This is a genomic window from Paraburkholderia azotifigens (assembly GCF_007995085.1).
In the GTDB taxonomy this organism is placed as follows: domain Bacteria; phylum Pseudomonadota; class Gammaproteobacteria; order Burkholderiales; family Burkholderiaceae; genus Paraburkholderia; species Paraburkholderia azotifigens.
On record NZ_VOQS01000001.1, the window covers coordinates 340,073 to 360,144 of the forward strand.

Here is a 20,072-nt window from a genome sequence, read left to right on the forward strand (position 1 = left end):
CGCAACATGCAGGCAACACGCAGGAGACGACGCTCATGATCGACATACTCAACCAGTTCTGGAAAGCGTTCCTCTACTGGGACGGCCAGCGCATCTCGGGCCTTGCCGTGACGCTGTGGCTGCTGGTCGCCTCGATCGGCATCGGTTTCGTGACATCGATTCCGCTTGCCGTGGCGCGCGTATCGAAGAAGCGCTGGCTGTCGACGCCCGTGCGCCTCTACACCTACGTGTTTCGCGGCACGCCGCTGTACGTTCAGCTGCTCCTGATCTATACGGGCATCTACAGCCTCGAATTCGTGCGCTCTCATGCGCTGCTCGATTCGTTTTTCCGCAGCGGCTTTCATTGCGCGATTCTCGCATTCGCATTGAACACCTGCGCGTACACGACGGAGATCTTCGCGGGCGCGATTCGCGCGACCTCGCATGGCGAAGTCGAAGCGGCGCGTGCCTACGGGATGGGCTGGTTCACGATGTACCGCCGGATTGTGATACCGTCCGCGCTGCGCCGTGCGCTGCCGTTGTACAGTAACGAAGTGATCCTGATGCTGCACGCGACCACCGTCGCCTTCACGGCGACCGTGCCCGACGTGCTGAAGGTCGCGCGCGACGCGAACTCGGCGACCTACCGCTCGTTCGAGGCGTTCGGTCTCGCGGCGCTGATCTATCTTGCTGTATCGTTCGCGCTGGTTGCGCTGTTCCGGCGCGCCGAGCGTCACTGGCTCGCATATCTGGCCGTGCGCCGCCATTGATCCTGCTTCATTGCGCTTCGTGCCGCAGTGCAATGAAGCATCAAATTGCGGCATGACTGCACCTCAGCATCCCGTTTCACCCGTCTTCACTCTGGGAGAGCATCTTGCTCCACACGACTCAAACGGAAGCCTGCAAGCTCGCCGTGCAGGACATCCATAAGCGCTATGGCGACAACGAAGTGCTGAAGGGCGTCTCGCTGAATGCCAACAAGGGCGACGTGATCAGCATCATCGGTGCGAGCGGGTCGGGCAAGAGTACGTTCCTGCGCTGCATCAACTTTCTCGAGCGGCCGAACGCCGGGCAGATCGTCGTCGACGGCGAAGCGGTGCGTACCAAGGTCGACCGTCACGGCAATTTCGAGGTCGCGGATCACAAGCAGCTGCAGCGCATCCGCACGAAGCTCGCGATGGTGTTCCAGCACTTCAACCTGTGGGCGCACATGAACGTGCTGGAGAACGTGGTCGAGGCGCCGATCCACGTGCTCGGCTTGCCGCGCAAGGAAGCGGAAGACCGCGCGCGCGAGTATCTGGAGAAAGTGGGCCTCGCGCCGCGTCTGGAGAAGCAGTATCCGTCGCATCTGTCGGGCGGGCAGCAGCAGCGCGTGGCGATTGCGCGCGCGCTGGCGATGAACCCGGATGTGATGCTGTTCGACGAGCCGACGTCCGCGCTCGATCCCGAACTCGTCGGCGAAGTGCTGAAGGTGATGCAGAAGCTCGCCGAAGAGGGCCGCACGATGATCGTCGTGACGCACGAAATGGGCTTCGCGCGCAACGTATCGAACCATGTGATGTTCCTGCATCAGGGACGCACGGAGGAAGAGGGTGTGCCGTCGGAAGTTCTGGTGACGCCGAAAAGCGAGCGCCTCAAGCAGTTCCTGTCCGGCAGTCTCAAGTAAGCCGGCATTCTCTCGTTTATCGCAATGCCTCGCCCGTCGTCCGGTCCTGCCCGCACCACACAGGTCGCGATCGTCGCGTTGCCGCCCGTGTCGATGTCGGGCGTGGGGCCGATCGTCGACGCGTTGAATCTGGCCAATGAAATCGACGGCCGTGCGCTGTATCGCTGGCAGGTGTGCTCGTGGGACGGCCGCCCCGTGCCGCTTGCGGGCGGCGCGCTGTGGCCCGCCGATGCCGCGTTCGGCGATGCGCTCGCGTGCGACTGGCTGATCATCGTCAGCGAGCGTTTCCAGCAATTCGCGGACTACCGTCTGTTTCTCGCGAGCCTGTCGCGTGTCGGGCAGCGCACGCCGCTCGTGACGGGCATTCATCATGGCGTGTGGTGGCTCGCGATGGCGGGGCAGTTATCGGGCTATCGCGTGAGCGTGAACTGGGAGACGTACCAGCAGTTCACCGAGCAGTTCGAGCGCTCGATTGTCACGCAGCAGATCTTCGAGATCGATCGCGATCGGGCGACCTGTGCCGGTGGCCAGGCCACCGTCGATTTCATGCTGGCGATGATTGGGCGTGAGCATGGTCCTGAGCTTGCCGAGCGTATCGCGGATACGATGGGTGTTGGCACCTTGCGCTCCGGCGAAGAGCGGCAGCGCATACCGTTCGTGACTGCGCCTGGCGAGCGGCATCCGCGGCTCAACGATGCGTTGCTGTTGATGGAAGCGAATATCGAGGATCCGCTCACCTCCGATGAGATCGCCGGTCTGGTCGGCGTGTCGCGCCGGCAGTTGGAGCGGCTGTTCCGGCAGTATCTTGGGTCGATGCCTTCGAAGTATTACCTTGGATTGCGGCTTGCTAAAGCGCGCACGCAGTTGCAGCGTACCAGTAAGTCTGTCGTGCAGATCAGTCTTGCATGTGGGTTTTCTTCTGCTGCGCATTTTTCTAATGCTTATCGGGAGAAGTTTGGGGTTACTCCCCGTGAGGAGCGGCGGAACTGGATCGAGAAGCAGCGAGGCGATGAGCCTCGTGGGGCGGCTATGATCGAGCGGCCTGAGCAAGGCGGTTGATGTTGTTGTTGTCTGCGACGCAGTCGCCATTCTTGTGTTCTTGCTGCGGTGGCATCCGCGAATTCGTATCCGTGCTTCATGCGTTGCCCCTGTGCGGGGCGGCACCTACTTTTCTTTGCAGCGGCAAAGAAAAGTAGGCAAAAGAAAGCCGCTCACACCGCCAGTGCTTGTATCTGCCCAGGGGCTCGCAACGTCCCCGTCCTTCGTGCGGCAACACGCTAATTTCGCGCCCGTTGCCAGCGTGCTAAATCACGCCTCACCCACTTCGCATGCCCGCGTCACGTTTCGCTTTACCAGAAAGTCCCCGGCCGCCCAGGTGGCAAACGGTGTGTAGGCCGTCGCGATCGAAGTGCACCACTCCGGACTGAAAAGCGGGATCGGTGTCGTAGAAGCGCGAACGCATGCGGTGCGACAACCTACACACCGTTTGCCACCTGGGCGGCGCAGGCGAATCGCTGCCGCTGGTTGCGCTACGGGTGATTGGAGAGGGTGATGCGCCGGTTAAAGGCGCTGGCAACGCACATGGGATAGCGCGTTGCCGTCTGGAGTGCGGGACCCGTTGGGGGCCCGCAGGCAAACACAAGGACTGGCGGGGTTAGCCCGCTTTCTTTGCTTACTTTCTTTGCGGCGGCAAAGAAAGTAAGTGCCGCCCCGCACAGGGGCAACGCTTGCAGCACCGATACGAAATCGCGGATGCCAGCGAAACCCAAAAACAAGGAATGGCGACTGCGTCGCAGACAAAAGACCCAAAGCCAGCGACTGCGTCGCAGACAAAAACCCCCAGAATGCGCGACTGCGTCGCAGAGACAACAAAAGAACCAGTCGCTTCCACGCAAGAACATCCCCCGCCTGTCACCTAAACTACAAACCATTACTCTGAACGAGCCTCGAGGATCCACCATGAACGACCAGAACGTGACCCGCCAGACCTTCGATGAAGTCATGGTCCCCGTATTCTCCCCAGCGTCCTTCGTGCCGGACCGCGGCGAGGGCTCCCGCGTATGGGACACGCAAGGCAAGGACTACGTCGACTTCGCGGGCGGTATCGCCGTCACGGCGCTCGGTCACTCGCACCCCGAACTCATGAAGGTTCTGCACGATCAGGGCGCGAAACTCTGGCATATCGGTAACGGTTACACGAATGAACCCGTGCTGCGCCTCGCCAGGCGTCTCGAAGAACTCACGTTCGCCGACCGCGCGTTCTTCGCGAACTCGGGCGCGGAAGCCAACGAAGCCGCACTGAAGCTCGCCCGCCGCGTCGCCTTCGACCGCGTCGGCGCGGAAAAAGACGAAATCATCTCGTTCACGCAGTCGTTCCACGGCCGCACGTTCTTCACGGTCAGCGTCGGCGGCCAGCCGAAGTACTCGGAAGGCTTCGGCCCCGTGCCCGCCGGCATCAAGCATCTGCCGTACAACGACATCGCCGCCGCGCGCGCCGCCATCGGCCCGAAGACCTGCGCGGTCATCGTCGAACCGGTGCAGGGCGAAGGCGGCGTGATTCCCGCCGATCCCGCGTTCCTCAAGGCGCTGCGCGAAGCCTGCGACCAGCACGGCGCACTGCTGATTTTCGACGAAGTGCAAACGGGCGTCGGCCGCACGGGCTTCTTCTATGCGTATCAGGACACGGGCGTGACGCCCGACATCCTGACGACGGCGAAGGCGCTCGGCAACGGCTTCCCGATCGGCGCGATGCTGACGACCAACGAACTCGCCGCGCACTTCAAGGTGGGCGTGCACGGCACGACATACGGCGGCAACCCGCTCGCGACGGCTATCGCGCTGAAGGTGGTGGACCTCGTCAGCGACCCGAAGCTGCTCGAAGGCGTGCGCACGCGCAGCGAACAGCTGAAGGCGACGCTCGCGAAGATCAACGAACGCTTCGGCATCTTCAAGGACGTGCGCGGCAAGGGCCTGCTGATCGGTGCCGAACTCACGGACGCCTACAAGGGCCGCGCGAAAGACTTCGTGACGGCGGCAGGCAAGCATGGCGTGATCATGCTGATGGCGGGCCCGGACGTGCTGCGCTTCGCTCCGTCGCTAATCATTCCCGCCGACGACATGAACGACGGTCTCGCGCGCTTCGAAAAGGCGGTCGAGGAAGTCGTCGGCGCAGTGGCAGTCGCCAAGTAACCGATCCATCTCAACCACGAGACCACGATGCTCTTCGTCCGCCCAGGCCGTCTGGCCGATCTCGACGCCTTGCAGCAGATGGCGCGCAACGCGCATCCGGTGCTGCATTCGCTGCCGCACGACCGGCGCGCGCTGGAGGCGCGCGTCGCGTTGTCGGAAGACTCGTTTCGCGCGGAAGTCGATTTTCCGGGCGAGGAGTTCTATCTCTTCGTGCTGGAAGACAGCGAGACGGGCAAGCTGCACGGCACGGCGAGCATCGTCGCGGCAGCCGGCTACTCGGAACCGTTCTACGTGTTCCGCAACGACGCCCTGATTCACGCGTCGCGCGAACTGCACGTAAACCGCAAGATCCACGCGCTGACGATGTCGCATGAATTGACGGGCAAGAGCCGTCTCGCGGGTTTCTACATCGACCCCGAGATGCGAGGCGACGCCGCCGCGCATCTGATGTCGCGCGCGCGGATGATGTACATCGCCGCGAACCGCCAGCGCTTCACGTCGGAAGTGTTCTCGCTGCTGCTCGGCGTGACGGACGACGCAGGCGTGTCGCCGTTCTGGGAAGCCGTGGGGCGCAAGTTCTTCGGCCGCGATTTCGCCGATATCGAAGTGCAGTCGGGCGGCCGCAGCAGCACGTTCATCGCGGAAGTGATGCCGAGCTATCCGATCTACGTGCCGCTCCTGCCCGAAGCCGCCCAGCGCGTGCTCGGCGAGCCCGACGAAAAGGCGCTGCTCGCGTATGACATCCACATGGAAGAGGGCTTCGAGACGGACCGCTACGTCGATATCTTCGATGCGGGCCCCGTGCTGACGGCGCAGATCGATCGCGCCGCATGCGTGAAGCGCAACGAATCGCGCGCGGTGCGCGAAGCGTCGGCGCAGAACGGCGCGACGTATCTGATCGCGAGCAACAAGCCGGGCGAATTCCGCTGCGTGCTCGCCGATCTGCCCGCGCAGGCAGACGCGGGCGCGCCGCTGCCCGCCGCCGTGCGCCATGCGCTCGACGTGCGCGACGGCGACACGGTGCGCTGCGTGCCGCTCCATCTGCAGGAATCGAAACAGACTACGGGAGAAGCACAATGATCGTCGTTCGCGTCGTGCAGACGGGCGATGTGGACGCGCTCGTCGCGCTCGCTCAGGAGACGGGCCCCGGTCTCACGACCTTCAAGCCGGATCGCGATGCGCTCGCGGCGCGCATCGCGCGCGCGCGTCGCACGATCGAGGACAAGGCCGCACCGCACGAGAAGGGCTACTTCTTCGTGATGGAAGATTCGCAGACGAAGGACATCGCGGGCGTCTGCGGGATCGAAACGGCCGTCGGGCTCGAGCAGCCGTTCTACAACTATCGCGTGAGCACGGTGGTGCATGCGTCGCAGGATCTCGGCATCTGGACGCGTATGCGCGCGCTCAACATCTCGCACGATCTGACGGGTTACGCGGAAGTGTGCTCGCTGTTCCTGAGCCCGCGTTATCGCGCGCATGGCGTGGGCGGCTTGCTGTCGCGTTCGCGCTTCATGTTCATCGCGCAGTTCCGCGACCGTTTTCCGCAGCGCATCTGCGCGGAGTTGCGCGGTCATTTCGATGCCGACGGCACGTCGCCGTTCTGGCGCGCGGTCGGCTCGCACTTCTATCAGATCGACTTCAACGCCGCGGACTATCTCAGCTCGCACGGACGCAAGTCGTTCCTCGCGGAGCTGATGCCGCGCTTCCCCGTGTATGTCGAATTGCTGCCCGAAGAAGCGCAGCACGCAATCGCGCTCACGCACAGCGACACGCTGCCTGCACGCAAGATGCTCGAGGCTGAAGGGCTGCGTTACGAGAATCACGTCGACATCTTCGACGCGGGCCCCGTGCTCGAATGCCACGTCGCCGACTTGCGCACGGTGCGCGAGAGCGTCGTCGCGCCCGTCGAAATCGCCGCACACGACGCGCAGGAGAACGGCCCGCGTTCGCTGGTCTCGAACACGTCGCTCGGCGATTTCCGCACGGGCATCGCGGCGGGCGTGGTCGAGAACGGCGTGTTCCGTCTGACGGCGGACGAAGCGGCGGCATTGAATGTGAAGGCAGGCGAGCCGGTGCGCGTGCTGCCCCTGAAACAGAAATAAGGACGAACATGAGCGAGCTTTTCATCGACGGCGAATGGGTCGCCGGCACAGGACACGCATTTGCATCGCGCAATCCGGGCACGGGCGCGACGGTGTGGGAAGGCAATAGCGCGTCGGCGGAAGACGTCGATCGCGCCGTGACGAGCGCGCGCCGTGCGTTCGCGATGTGGTCGGCCGTGAGCCTCGACGAACGCATTGCCGTCGTGCGCCGCTTCGCTGCGTTGATCGGCGAGCGCAAGGAAGCGCTGGCCGAGGCGATCGGACGCGAGACGGGCAAGCCGCTGTGGGAAGCACGCACGGAAGTCGCGTCGATGGCCGCGAAGGTCGACATCTCGATCCAGTCGTACAACGAGCGCACGGGCGAGCGGCGCACCGCGATGGCGGACGGCACGGCTGTGCTGCGTCATCGTCCGCATGGCGTCGTGGCTGTGTTCGGTCCGTACAACTTTCCGGGGCATTTGCCGAACGGGCATATCGTGCCCGCGCTGATCGCCGGTAACACGGTCGTGTTCAAGCCGTCCGAACTGGCGCCCGGCGTTGCGCGCGCGACCGTCCAGGTATGGCGCGACGCGGGCCTGCCCGCGGGCGTGCTGAATCTCGTGCAAGGCGAGAAGGACACGGGCGTGGCGCTCGCGAATCACAAGCAGATCGATGGTCTCTTCTTCACGGGCAGTTCGGATACGGGCACGCTGCTGCACAAGCAGTTCGGCGGCCGTCCCGAGATCGTGCTCGCGCTGGAGATGGGCGGCAACAACCCGCTCGTGATCGCGCCCGTCGCCGATCTCGACGGCGCCGTGCATCACACCATTCAATCGGCGTTCCTGTCGGCGGGGCAGCGCTGCACGTGCGCGCGCCGTATCTTCGTGCCGAACGATGCATTCGGCGACCGCTTCATCGCGCGTTTCGTCGAAGTGAGCTCGCGCATCGCGGTCGGCGAATACAACGCCGATCCGCAACCGTACATGGGCGCCGTGATTTCGGCGCGCGCGGCGGCGCGTCTCGTCGAAGCACAGACTCGACTGGTCGAAGGCGGCGCGAAGCCGCTGCTGAAGATGGAGCAGCGCGATCCCAAGCTCGGCTTCGTGTCGCCCGCGATTCTCGACGTCACCGGCGTGCAGAATCTGCCCGACGAAGAGCACTTCGGGCCGCTCGCACAGATCGTCCGTTACGGCTCGTTCGATGAAGCGATCTCGGGCGCGAACGATACCGAATTCGGTCTGTCGGCAGGCCTGCTCGCCGACGACGAGATGCTGTGGACGCATTTCCAGCGCACGATCCGCGCCGGCATCGTGAACTGGAACCGGCCAACCAATGGCGCGTCGTCGGCGGCGCCGTTCGGCGGCACGGGCCGCTCGGGCAACAACCGGCCGAGCGCGTACTACGCAGCCGATTACTGCGCATATCCGATGGCCTCCGTCGAAAGCGCGCAACTGCAGATGCCCGCGAGCGTGTCGCCGGGTCTTCATTTCTAAGGATCGACGATGCAAGCCACTGAAGCCAATTTCGACGGACTCGTCGGACCGACTCACAACTATGCAGGGCTGTCGTTCGGCAACGTCGCGTCGCAAAGCAACGACAAGTCCATCGCGAACCCGAAGATGGCCGCGAAGCAGGGGCTGCGCAAGATGAAGCAGCTGGCCGATCTCGGTTTCAAACAGGGCGTGCTGCCGCCGCAGGAGCGTCCGTCGATGCGCCTGCTGCGCGAACTCGGCTTTTCTGGCGACGAAGCGGGCGTGATCGAGCGCGTGGCGAAGAACGCGCCCGAACTGCTCGCGGCTGCGAGTTCCGCGTCCGCGATGTGGACGGCGAATGCGGCGACGGTGAGTCCGTCGGCCGATACGCACGATGGCCGCGTTCATTTCACGCCCGCGAACCTGACGAGCAAGCTGCATCGCGCGATCGAGCACGAGTCGACGCGCCGCACGCTGCGCGCGATTTTCGCGGACCCGTCACGCTTCGTCGTGCACGAGGCGCTGCCCGGCACGCCCGCGCTCGGCGACGAAGGCGCGGCGAATCACACGCGTTTTTGCGCGGAGTATGGCGCGAAGGGCGTCGAGTTCTTCGTGTATGGCCGCAGCGAATATCGCCGCGGGCCCGAGCCGAAGCGCTTCCCTGCGCGCCAGACGTTCGAGGCGAGCCGTGCTGTCGCACATCGTCATGGACTGGCCGACGACGCAACCGTCTACGCGCAGCAGACGCCCGAAGTGATCGACGCCGGCGTGTTTCATAACGACGTGATAGCCGTCGGCAATGCGCGCACGTTGTTCTGTCATCAGCTGGCGTTCGTCGATCAGACGGCCGTGTACGACGAGCTGCGCGCGAAGCTGGCGAAGTTCAATGGCGAGTTCAACGTGATCGAAGTGCCGGATGCGCAGGTGAGCGTCGCCGATGCCGTGTCGTCGTATCTGTTCAACAGCCAGCTGCTGTTGCGCGGCGACGGCAAGCAGGTGCTCGTCGTGCCGCAGGAGTGCCGGGAGAATCCGCGCGTGGCGGCGTACCTCGACGAACTCGCGGAAAGCACGGCGCCCATCGACGACGTGCTGGTTTTCGATCTGCGCGAGAGCATGAAGAACGGCGGCGGGCCTGCGTGCCTGCGGCTGCGTGTCGTGTTGAACGAAGCGGAGCGCGGCGCGGTAACGCCGGGCGTGTGGATCGACGACACGCTGTTCGCGCGGCTGGACGGCTGGATCGAGACGCACTATCGCGACCGCCTCGCGCCCGCCGATCTCGCCGATCCGAAGTTGCTGAACGAGTCGCGCACGGCACTCGATGAACTGACGCAGATTCTCGGCTTGGGTTCGCTGTATGACTTCCAGCGCTGATACGTCGATGCTCGACGATTTCCTCGCGTTCACGCTGTCGGGCAGGCAGCCTGCCGGCGATGCGCGCGAGGGCGTGTGCGGGAACGGCGTGCGGTGGACGTGGGTCGACGACGGGGTGTTGCAGTTCGAGCCTGCTGGCTCTGCGCGTGACGAAGTACGCAGCGTGCTGGCATCGGCGGGTATTCATGGCGACGAGACGGCGCCCATCGAACTGCTGTCGTTTCTCGTGCGCGACATTGCTGACGGAAGCGCGGCGCTTGCTTGCCGGTTGCTGGTGATACTCGGCAACGTGCAGGCGATGCGCGAGTCGTGCCGCTATATCGACGACGATCTGAACCGGCTGTTCAGCGGGCGCCATGCGCAATTGCCGCGGAGCCATGAAGCGCCGCGCGCTGCGGCACTGGAGCGTATCGCCGTGCGTTTCTTCGCGGATGCGCCGGGCGCACGCTGGCATGTCGATATGCACACGGCGATCCGCGCTTCCGTGTTCGAACAGTTTGCGTTGCTGCCGCATACGGGCGCACCGTTGTCGCGCGCGATGTTCGAGTGGTTGCGGGATGCGCGGATTGCGGCTGTTCTGTTGCATACGACGAAGGGCAACACGTATTCGCATTTCACCGCCGAGGCGTGTGGTGCCGCTGCATGTACGCTGGAACTCGGTAAAGTCCGTCCCTTTGGCGAGAACGACCTGTTGCGGTTTGCTTATGCCGATTCGGCTTTGCGGCTTTTGCTTGCCGGCGGGCAGGGGGATGTTTCTCTGGCGTTGCCGCGCGTGTTTACTGTGATCGATCAGATTACCAAGCAGAGCGATTCCTTCGAGTTGCTATTTGCTAGCGATGTCGCGAATTTCACCGCCTTTGGGCGCGATACGGTTCTCGCGCGTGATGGTGAGTATCGGTATGTCGTGCGGCACGACGAGGAGCGGATCGTGTTTCCTAACGCAACTGTTAAGCCCGGGTTGCGGGCGGGGCTTCTTGTTGTTGAGACTACCGATGAGACTCATCGTGGGTTGATGTAGGTTTTTTTGTATTGTCTGCGACGCAGTCGATGGTTTGGTTTTTTTGCTGCGCGGGCGTCCGCGTTTTGCCTCTGGTTTGCTAGCGTTGCCCCTGTGCGGGGCGGCACCTACTTTTCTTTGCAGCGGCAAAGAAAAGTAGGCAAAAGAAAGCCGCTCACACCGCCAGTACTAGTGGTTGCCTGCGGGCCCTCGACGGGTCCCGCACTCCACACGGCAACGCACTAGCCTACGGGCGTTGCCAGCGCACTGAACAAACGCATCACCCGCTCCATTCGCCCGTGGCACAGCCAGCGGCAGCGACTCGTCTGCGCCGCCCAGGTGGCAAACGGTGTGTAGGTTGTCGCACTTTACGCGTTCGCGCACCTACGACACCGATCCCGCTTGTCAGTCCGGAGTGGTGCACTTCGATTGCGACAACCTACACACCGTTTGCCACCTGGGCGGCCGTGGATTTGCTGGTAACGCGAAACGTGACGCGGGAGTGTGAAGTGGGGGATGCGGGTAGTTAGCACGGTGGCAACGGGCGTAAGACAGTGCGATGCCGTGTGGAGAGCGGGACCGGCTGGGGGCCCGCAGGCAATGACTAGTGCTGGCGGTGTTAGCCCGCTTTCTTTGCTTACTTTCTTTGCGGCGGCAAAGAAAGTAAGTGCCGCCCCGCACAGGGGCAACGCATGAAGCACCGATACGAAAACGCGGATGCCCGCCACGAAATCGCGGATGCCCGCCACGAATTCCCGGAGGCCAGCGCAGCACGAACAAAAGAATGGCGACTGCGTCGCAGACAAAAAACATTGACCCTGTAAAATCGCCGGCTTCGCGAAGCGCCCGGTGCGCCGCACCAAACCCCGCGACGACCATTGAGTCGAAATCCGGCGTTGCAAAGATCATCCGCACGCCCGAGGCGAAACAGATCGCCTCCTGTACTTCTAGAGGAACGCTTTAATGAAAATGAGTTGGCAAAAGACAGTCACGCTCGCAGCACTGGTGAGCGCAGCCCTGACAACGCAAGCAATGGCAGCCGAGATCAAGGAAATACGCTTCGGCGTCGAAGCGTCCTACGCTCCGTTCGAATCGAAGTCGCCCGCCGGCGACCTGCAAGGCTTCGACATCGACATCGGCAACGCTGTCTGCGCCAGGCTCAAGACCAGGTGCGTGTGGGTCGAGAATTCGTTCGACGGCCTCATCCCCGCGCTCCAGGCCCGCAAGTTCAGCGCGATCAACTCGGATATGTCGATCACCGACCAGCGCCGCGCTGTCATCGACTTCACCGATCCCATCTATGTAATCCCCAACCAGATGATCGCGAAGAAGGGCAGCGGCCTGCAGCCGACCCCCGCTTCGCTCAAGGGCAAGCACGTCGGCGTGCTGCAAGGCACGATCCAGGAAACCTACGCGAAGGCGAAGTGGGCACCCAACGGCGTCGACGTGATCCCGTATCAGACGCAGGACCAGGTCTACGCAGACCTCGTCGCGGGCCGCCTCGATGCATCGTTCCAGGACGCGGAAGCGGCATCGAAGGGCTTCCTCAAGAAGCCGCAAGGCGCGGGCTTCGAATTTGCGGGCCCGGCCGTCTCCGATGAAAAGCTGCTCGGCTCCGGCGTCGGGTTCGGTCTGCGCAAGGGCGACGCCCAGCTCAAAGACGCCGTCAACCAGGCGCTCAAGGAACTGAAGGCAGACGGCACGATCGACCGGCTCGCCGCGAAGTACTTCGACGTGAAGGTCGTGCTCAAGTAATGCACGCGGCATCCGGCGCGGAACATCGCGCAGGTGCCGCACGAAAACAGGCATCACAAGCCGGCCGCCTTGCGCGGCCGGTCGTGTTTTTTGCCCTTGTTTTATAGTCTTTTTTCGCTTCGCCGTGCCCCTACGCAAGTCTGCGTGCGCTAAAATCGGCGCACGGGGAAAGACGGCTCGACATGTCGGACAGAGTCGCCGCCAGAACAATACCGAACAGACGAGAGCACGAAGCGCAACGCTTCGCCACAACTACTTGCACGGGTCCGGTTCGGCGCTGAAGCGCGAATCCGGGTCGACAGGGGACCGGGAATGACCACCACCGCAGTCGCTGAAGAACGCCAGGCAGAAGGCGTTCCGGGAATCATGCAGGACGCGCGCGCAAACGTTTCGTTTGCCCGTCAGCCCATCCTGAACCGCGACAACATGCTGTGCGCGTTCGAACTCAAGCTATATCAACCTCCAGCCGCTGAACCCGCCGAAGCTGCAGAAGACGCGGAAAGCGAACAGCCGAAGGCCGGTCCGAGCGCCGCTGAAATCTTCATCAAGACAGTGTTGCAGCATGACGTGCGCGCGGCGCTCGCCAATCATCCCGGCTACCTGCCCGTCACGCGCGAACTGTTGTTCGACGAAGCCGTCCGCAGCCTGCCCGCCGAGCGCTTCATGTTCCAGCTGCCGCCCGACATCGTTGCCGATGACACGTTGATCGCGCGCCTCGTCGAGTTGCACGGCCGCCGCTATCGCTTCGTGATCGACAACGTCGCGCAAGCCGACGACACCTTCGCGCGCCTGCTGCCCTATGTGGACGCCGTGAAGATCGACGTGAACCGCATCCCGCAGTCCATGCTGCCCAAATTCGCGAGCGTGCTGAAGTCGGCGGGCAAGCTGCTGGTGGCGATGGGCGTCGAGTCCCAGGAGATGTACGAGCAGGCGCTCAATCTCGGCTTCGACCGCTTTCAGGGCTATTACTTCGCGCATCCCCAGGGCGCGGCCGCCCGCAAGGTCAGCGCGCCGCGTCACGCGTTGCTGAATCTGCTGCAACTGCTTGGCGGCGAGCCCACCGTCGCCCAGCTCGAAGCCGAACTCAAGCTGAACCCGGTGCTGGTGATGCACCTCATGCGCCTCGCCAATTCAAGCGGGCTTGCGATGGGCCGCAAGGTCACGACCCTGCGCGAAGCGATCAACGCGACGGGCACGAACCGCATCGCGCGCTGGACGCAACTGCTGCTATACGCGGACGGCCGCAAGGTCGCGCTCGAAGACGATCCGCTGCTGCAACTCGCCGCGACGCGCGCGCGCTTCATGGAACTGGCCGTGGAACGCCTGCCCGAAGCCGGTCGCGACGAAACCGACGCGGCCTTTCTCACGGGCGTGTTCTCGTTCGTCGATTCGGTGTTCGGCGGCTCGCTCGAACACACGCTCAACGTGCTTGCGCTGTCCAAGCCGATCCGCGACGCCATCCTGTTGCGCGAAGGCGCGCTCGGCACATTGCTCACGCTGATCGAGGCGCTGGAGCGCGGGGCGTGGGCGGAGATCGAAAGCGCGTGCGCGAAGCTCGAAGGTCTGCAGGTGAGCGATATCGCGCAGATGGGTCTCGTTGCTGCCGCGTGGGCGGGCATCGCCGATCGCAATGCGGAGGCGACCGGGCTGGAGCGGATCGAAGACTGAGGCAGCTTGAAGCAAGATGATGCGCGGCTCGACGGCATGAGCCGCGCATGTCGATGGAAGAGCGCCGCGATAAGAAAACTGAAAACTGAGCGGCGTGCCCAGCCTTAAAGTGTTTCCACTTCGCTCACGGGCGCGAAAGCGAAGAACCTGCCCAATTCGCGCGCCAGCTCGTTGAGCGCGGCCATTTCCCGCTGCGAAATACGGCGTGGCAAATCATGATGTGCCCAGTCGCCATAGAGCAGGGCGATCGTCGACTTGTTCTCGAGCACCACGGGCAGCAGCACGAACGAATGCACGCCGTCGAATGCACGGCGATACCAGCCCGGCAGGCGCGCGTGCATCTTCGGATCGCGTGCGTTCTCGATGAAGATGCCGACCGAGTTCGCAATCGCGAGATGAAACACGTCGGGCTCGAAGGCCGTCGCGAAACTCAGCTTGGGCAGCGCCGCGTCGATCTTTGCGCCGAATCCCATCGACGCCTTGAAGATGCCGCTGCCATGCCGCACGAACACGACCGTGCGCTCGAACTGTAGTCCCGCGAGCACCGTTTCCGACGCCATCGCGAGCGCGGGCGCGAGTCCGCTGTCGCTCGGCAAAGCCTGCAGTTCGCGGACGCCCGCGCGGATGCACGATTCGGGATCGACCGACTCGCGCGCGATCGCATCGGCGTTGGCGCGCAGTTCGAAGATCTCGCGCATCACGCCGTCGCGGGTTTCTTCTTCGGCGAGCGTCAGGCTCATGTCGACGAGCACGTCGGGATCGGTGTTGAGCGTGCGGCTGTAGCGCTGCGCGAGTTCCGCGATGCGCACGTCGCGCTGCGACTCGGGCAGATGCGGCTGCGTCAGCACGTTCGCGACTTCCGTCGAGTAGTTCGTGATTGCGCGCAGCCATTGCACCTGACGCGGTTCGTCGTCCTGCAGCGGATCGAACTCGGTCATGCCAACGCGGATCAGTTCGGGCAGACGCCAGCGCGACGCCGCTTCGAGGCCGATTTCCTCGAACGTCACGCCGAGCACGCTCTCGCACGCTTCGCTCTCGCCCATGCCCGTGTCGACCTGACGGCGAATCTGATCCCATTCGGCGTCGAGATAGAACACGACGAGCAGCTTGCCGATCTGCCGCATCAGCGTGCAGACGACAGCCTCTTCGCCCTGACGCAGATCGCCGCGCTCGGTGAGCTTGCGCGCGACGCAGCCCGACAGCATGGTGCGGTTGAGTTCGAGCTTCGCGTCGATACGGCGCGGGGCGCTGTGATGAAAGTGATCGACGATCTTCAGGCCGACGACGAGATGTCCGACGGCGTCCATGCCGAGCACCATCAGCGCGCGCGAGACGGTGGTGATGTTGCCGCCGAACGCCATGTACATTGCCGAATTCGCGAGACGCAACACCTTCTGGGTCAGCGCGAAGTCGGAGAGCACAATCTGCACGATCCCGCTGAAATCGAGATCGTCGTTACTCATCGCGGCCATCGTCGTGCGGAGCGACTGCTGCAGCATCGGAAAATCGCCGCGCTCGTTCATGCGAGCCCAGAGCCGGTCAAGCAGCGCAGCCTTTAGCATGTAAGTCCCGCAAGAGGCATACAGTTTCCAGTGAGTGGCACGTCGTGACGTAGCCGGTGCACAGTGTCGTTACGCGTCATGTCCGTCACGCTTCGCCATGCACGTGAAGCGCACGCGATGCGAAACGCTGCGCGAGTTCTTCCGATGGCAGTGCCTTGCAGACGAGCCAGCCCTGAATGTGGTCGCAACCCATCTCGGTCAGCAGGTCGCGTTGTTCTTCCGTCTCGACGCCTTCGGCGACGAGTTCGAGGTCGAGCGTCTGCGCAAGGCCCACCACCGCGCTGACGATCGCCTGATCGTTGCGCGAGGTTAGCAGATTCTCGACAAAACTCCGGTCGATTTTCAGTTTGGCAAGCGGAAAACGTTGCAGATACGCAAGACTCGAATAGCCGGTGCCGAAATCGTCGACGGCGAAGCGGATACCGAGTCCCGTCAGTTCTTCGAGCAGCGTGGTCGCGTGCTGCGGGTCGTGCATCAGCAGGCTTTCCGTGATTTCGAACACGAGCCGGTGCGGATCGATGCCCGTCAGCGCAATCGCTTCGCGCACGCTTTCCTTGAAGCGCGGATCGCGGAACTGCTGCGGCGACACGTTGACGGCGACATATTGCAGCCGGATGCCTTGCGTGTCCCAGCGGATCAGCTGCATGCACGCGGCCTTCAGCACCCAGTTCCCCAGGTAGTTGATGAGGCCGACGGATTCGGCGAGGGGAATGAACATCGACGGCGGCACGAGTCCGTGCACGGGATGCTGCCAGCGGATCAGCGCCTCGACGCCGACCACGCCGCGCGTCTGGCTGCTCGTAATCGGCTGGAAGTGCAGCGAGAACTCGCCGTTGCGCACGCCGTCGTACAGATCCGATTCGAGCTTCAGGCGTTCGGCGTCGGCGAGGCTGTCGTCGGGCACATAGAACGCGAGGGTGTTGCCGCCCGCGGCCTTCGCACGCGACAGCGCATGATCGGCCCAGCGCAGCAGCTGGCTGTCGCGCGACGCGCCGTCGGACGACTCGCCCGCGTGCTGCGTGTCGGGATAGAGCGCGATGCCGACGCTCGCAGACAGGTGCACCGGTTGCCGGTTGAACGTGTACGGCTGCTGGATGGCCGTCAAGAGACGCCTGGCGAGCGCTTCGGCGGCCAGCGCGGCATCGGCGCGCGCGTGCACGGGCGGCAGCAGAATCGCGAATTCGTCGCTGGAGATGCGCGCGATCATTTCGGCTTGCGTCGTCATGTTGGACAGACGGCGCGCCGTGTCGCGCAGCATTTCGTCGCCGGCATCGTAGCCGAGCGCGCGGTTCACGCGCTGGTAGTCGTCGATATCGAGCAGCAGCAGGGCGGCCGACTTGCCCGTCGCATCCGCTTTCTGCTGTGCGTTGCGCATTTCCTCGACGAGCGCGGGCACGTTCGAGAGGCCCGTCAGACTGTCGGTATGCAGCTGATGCTTGAGGCTCGCTTCCGTGGCGCGCCAGCTCGACACGTCGAAGCCCGCAATCGAATAGCCTTCGATGCCGTCGTGGCAGTTGCGCGCGATGCGCAGCTCGACGGGCACGGGATAGGTCAGCGACTTGATCAGGTCCAGCGTGACCTTTTCGACGACACCGCTTTCATCGGCGCGGCGCAGCGCGGCATCGAGCCGCGCGACGTCGCCGGACGCGACGAGTTCATGCAGCGTGACCGTTTGCAGATATTCGCGGTGATAGCCGATGAAGCGCAGGCTCGCCTCGGAAACATACAGAAAGGTGAGATTGCGCGCGACGTGCGCGAGGAAGTCGACGGCGCCTGCGGCCTGTTCGAGCCCTTGCGAGACGGTGGGCGTGCCTGGCGCAACCGTCGCGCGCGCGGGCTGACGGACCGCGCGGAATCGGTCGATCGCCGTGCGCAGCAAGCCCCGGCGGGCTGGGGTGATCCTGGTCGCTTCCATGTGTATCGCTGACTACCCGGTTCGTCTTGAGGCTGGACGTCGCTGCCGTGCCCGCCGGCGGACCGATCGGGGCAGGCGCGAGGCCGTCCATCAGAACGGGTTATCGACGTTTTCGGCAGAATCTTTAGCGATTGGACATAAAAGGCGCCATAACATATGGTAAGGAACTGAAACCCGCCCGCCGCCTGTACATGGGCGGAGGGATTCCGCTAAAGTGGCGGCCAGGGCGCTCCGTTATCTGGCGAGACGGGTCCGCCAGGTAAGGCATGGCGTGCGAGCCCCGCATGCAAGCCGTTTTCCGAATTCAAGCAGCTGTGAAAAATGCCTGATCCGTATCAAGAGACTGACGAAGCCGGCCGCCTTCAAACGTTTGCGCAAGCAGGCGAGGACGACGAAGCGATCTCCTCGGCGCAGTTCGTCTATGTCGGGCGTCAGCCGATCCTCGACCGCGATGGCGCATTGCATGCCTACGAACTGCTGTTTCGCGCCGGCGCGGAGAATTACGCGGAAGTGTCCGACGATGCGCAAGCCACGGCGCAGGTGGTGGTGCGCACGATCGGCAGCATCGGCGTGCCGTCCGTGCTGGGCACGCACCGCGGCTTCGTGAACATCGGCCGCGATCTGCTGTTCGACGACATCGTGCATCTGATGGAGCCCGAGCGCTTCGTGCTCGAAATTCTCGAGACGGTCGAATTCGACGAGCGGCTCATCGCGCGCATCGACGAACTGCGCCGCGCAGGGTTTCGCGTCGCGCTCGACGATGTCTGCGAGCTGTCACCGAATCTGCTGGCCGCGCTGCCGTTCGCGGATATCGTCAAGGTCGACTTCCTCGAGACGGACCGCAAGCTGCTGCCGAGCCTCACGCAGGCGTTGCTCAAACACGGCAAGACGCTGATCGCCGAAAAGGTCGAGACGCGCGAAGACTTCACGCTCGCCCGCGAGCTGGGCTTCGACCTGTTTCAGGGTTACTTCTTCGCGCGGCCGCAGGTGTTGTCCTCGCGCCGCACGCGCTCGTCGCGCACCTCGCTGCTGCGCCTGCTGGCGCTGCTCGCACGCGATGCGGGGATCGTCGAACTCGAAGCCGAGCTGAAGCGCAATCCGAATGTGGTGATGCAGTTGTTGCGCCTCGTCAATTCGAGCGCGTTCGGCCTGGGGCGCAATATCGCGTCGCTGCGCGAGGCGATCATCGCGACGGGCACGCGGCAGATCGCGCGCTGGGCGCAGTTGCTGCTCTACGCGGGCGGCGGCGAACTGCCGTGGCGCTCCGATCCCCTCGTGCAGCTGGCTGGCACGCGCGCCCGCTTCATGGAACTGGCTGCGCGCTGGATCCATCCGAACGACGAGGCTTTCGCGGATGCCGCGTTCCTGACGGGCGTGTTCTCGCTCGTGCATGTGCTGGTCGATTCGACGCCCGGCGCGACGCTCGATCCTCTCGATCTGTCGCCGCTGATTCGCGATGCGATCGTCGAGCGTGCGGGGCCTATGGGTGCGCTGCTTAGCATCGCGGAAGCGGCGGGCGAGGCGCAGGATGCCGCGGCGATCGCGAGCGCGCAGTCGCTCGAAGAGTTCGCCGCGCTTACGCCCATCGTGCTCGCCGAGCTGAATCTGTCGGCGGCCGCGTGGTTCGGCGCGCATCTCGGGGATTGAGTTGCGATTGCCGCGCGTTCGGTCCGGCTTTGCGCCGCGCGCCGACGCGTAATCGTCAAACGTGATCCAATATCAGGCGGCAGATCAGGGTCGCGAAGCCGCTTCCGTACGGATGGCATCGCGAAGGCCTCGCACGGTGATCGTGCGCTCACGATTCGAGGACTCGACATGAAGCAAAAGATTGTGCCGTTTGCGCTGGCGGCTGTGCTGTGCGCGGGTTTGTCGCTGCATGCGCTGACGGCTTCGGCGACGCTCAAGCCGGGCGACAACGCGCCCAACTTCACGACGCAGGCATCGCTGGGCGGCAAGACCTATACGTATGCGCTCGCCGATGCGTTGAAGAAGGGGCCCGTCGTCCTGTACTTCTATCCGGCTGCTTTCACGAAGGGCTGCACGATCGAGGCGCACGAATTCGCGGAAGCCGTCGATGAGTACAAGAAGTATGGTGCGACCGTGATCGGCGTGTCTCACGACAACATCGACACGCTGACGAAGTTCTCCGTCAGCGAGTGCCGCAGCAAATTCCCGGTTGCCGCCGATCCCGATTCGAAGGTCATTAACGCGTACGACGCGGGGCTGCCGATGTATGCGTCGATGGCGAACCGCGTGTCGTATGTGATCGCGCCTGACGGCAAGATCATTTACGAGTACACGAGCCTTTCGCCCGACAAGCACGTCGAAAACACGATGCAGGCGCTCAAGGAGTGGGCGGCTACGCATAAGTAGGGGTGACTCGCTGCCGCGCTTTTCTTTGCGGTTCCATCCGATGT

15 protein-coding genes are annotated in these 20,072 nt (G+C 63.8%); 13 read left to right on the forward strand and 2 right to left on the reverse strand.

Features of this window, described 5'->3' with window-relative positions:
- Positions 1-35: 35 nt before the first annotated feature.
- From FRZ40_RS01570 to FRZ40_RS01620, 11 genes are all read left to right on the forward strand, one after another.
- Positions 36-749, forward strand: a complete 714-nt coding sequence (locus FRZ40_RS01570) for an ABC transporter permease (protein ID WP_147233082.1) — start codon at positions 36-38, stop codon at positions 747-749.
- 104 nt (positions 750-853) lie between these two features.
- On the forward strand, positions 854-1,645 hold the full coding sequence (locus tag FRZ40_RS01575) for an ABC transporter ATP-binding protein (protein WP_028367078.1): 792 nt from the start codon (positions 854-856) through the stop codon (positions 1,643-1,645).
- A 24-nt stretch (positions 1,646-1,669) separates the two neighbouring features.
- Positions 1,670-2,704, forward strand: coding sequence for a GlxA family transcriptional regulator (locus tag FRZ40_RS01580; RefSeq protein ID WP_147233083.1), 1,035 nt, complete (start codon positions 1,670-1,672; stop codon positions 2,702-2,704).
- A 900-nt stretch (positions 2,705-3,604) separates the two neighbouring features.
- A complete protein-coding gene (locus tag FRZ40_RS01585; RefSeq protein WP_028367076.1) occupies positions 3,605-4,834 on the forward strand; it encodes an aspartate aminotransferase family protein in 1,230 nt (409 codons plus the stop codon).
- Between the two features lie 27 nt (positions 4,835-4,861).
- The gene (aruF, locus tag FRZ40_RS01590; RefSeq protein WP_147233084.1) at positions 4,862-5,914 is read left to right on the forward strand and encodes an arginine/ornithine succinyltransferase subunit alpha; all 1,053 of its coding nucleotides are present in this window, start codon (positions 4,862-4,864) and stop codon (positions 5,912-5,914) included.
- Positions 5,911-6,936: an arginine N-succinyltransferase gene (gene astA, locus FRZ40_RS01595; protein ID WP_147233085.1), complete on the forward strand. Its 1,026-nt coding sequence runs from the start codon at positions 5,911-5,913 to the stop codon at positions 6,934-6,936. The genes aruF and astA overlap by 4 nt, the downstream gene beginning before the upstream one ends.
- Positions 6,937-6,944: 8 nt before the next feature.
- Complete coding sequence (gene astD / locus FRZ40_RS01600) at positions 6,945-8,408, forward strand: succinylglutamate-semialdehyde dehydrogenase (RefSeq protein ID WP_147233086.1); 1,464 nt, start codon at positions 6,945-6,947, stop codon at positions 8,406-8,408.
- Positions 8,409-8,417: 9 nt separating this feature from the next.
- Positions 8,418-9,758, forward strand: coding sequence for an N-succinylarginine dihydrolase (gene astB, locus FRZ40_RS01605; protein WP_028367072.1), 1,341 nt, complete (start codon positions 8,418-8,420; stop codon positions 9,756-9,758).
- Positions 9,742-10,776 carry a succinylglutamate desuccinylase gene (astE, locus tag FRZ40_RS01610; protein ID WP_147233087.1) on the forward strand — a complete coding sequence of 345 codons (1,035 nt, stop codon included), beginning with the start codon at positions 9,742-9,744 and terminating at the stop codon, positions 10,774-10,776. Before astB ends, astE begins: the two co-directional genes overlap by 17 nt.
- A gap of 942 nt (positions 10,777-11,718) precedes the next feature.
- Entirely contained in the window at positions 11,719-12,510 is a 792-nt protein-coding gene (locus FRZ40_RS01615) for an ABC transporter substrate-binding protein (RefSeq protein WP_147233088.1), read from the forward strand.
- 312 nt (positions 12,511-12,822) lie between these two features.
- Complete coding sequence (locus FRZ40_RS01620; RefSeq protein WP_147233089.1) at positions 12,823-14,178, forward strand: EAL and HDOD domain-containing protein; 1,356 nt, start codon at positions 12,823-12,825, stop codon at positions 14,176-14,178.
- A gap of 104 nt (positions 14,179-14,282) precedes the next feature.
- Here FRZ40_RS01620 and FRZ40_RS01625 read toward each other — a convergent pair whose 3' ends face one another.
- A complete protein-coding gene (locus FRZ40_RS01625) occupies positions 14,283-15,740 on the reverse strand; it encodes an HDOD domain-containing protein (protein ID WP_147233090.1) in 1,458 nt (485 codons plus the stop codon).
- 85 nt (positions 15,741-15,825) lie between these two features.
- Positions 15,826-17,655 carry a putative bifunctional diguanylate cyclase/phosphodiesterase gene (locus FRZ40_RS01630; RefSeq protein ID WP_147233091.1) on the reverse strand — a complete coding sequence of 610 codons (1,830 nt, stop codon included), beginning with the start codon at positions 17,653-17,655 and terminating at the stop codon, positions 15,826-15,828.
- A gap of 321 nt (positions 17,656-17,976) precedes the next feature.
- On the opposite strand from FRZ40_RS01630, the gene FRZ40_RS01635 reads away from it, so the two are divergent.
- Both FRZ40_RS01635 and FRZ40_RS01640 read left to right on the forward strand, forming a co-directional pair.
- Positions 17,977-19,302, forward strand: coding sequence for an EAL and HDOD domain-containing protein (locus FRZ40_RS01635; protein WP_028367066.1), 1,326 nt, complete (start codon positions 17,977-17,979; stop codon positions 19,300-19,302).
- A 168-nt stretch (positions 19,303-19,470) separates the two neighbouring features.
- Complete coding sequence (locus FRZ40_RS01640) at positions 19,471-20,028, forward strand: peroxiredoxin (protein ID WP_028367065.1); 558 nt, start codon at positions 19,471-19,473, stop codon at positions 20,026-20,028.
- The last annotated feature ends 44 nt before the right edge of the window (positions 20,029-20,072 follow it).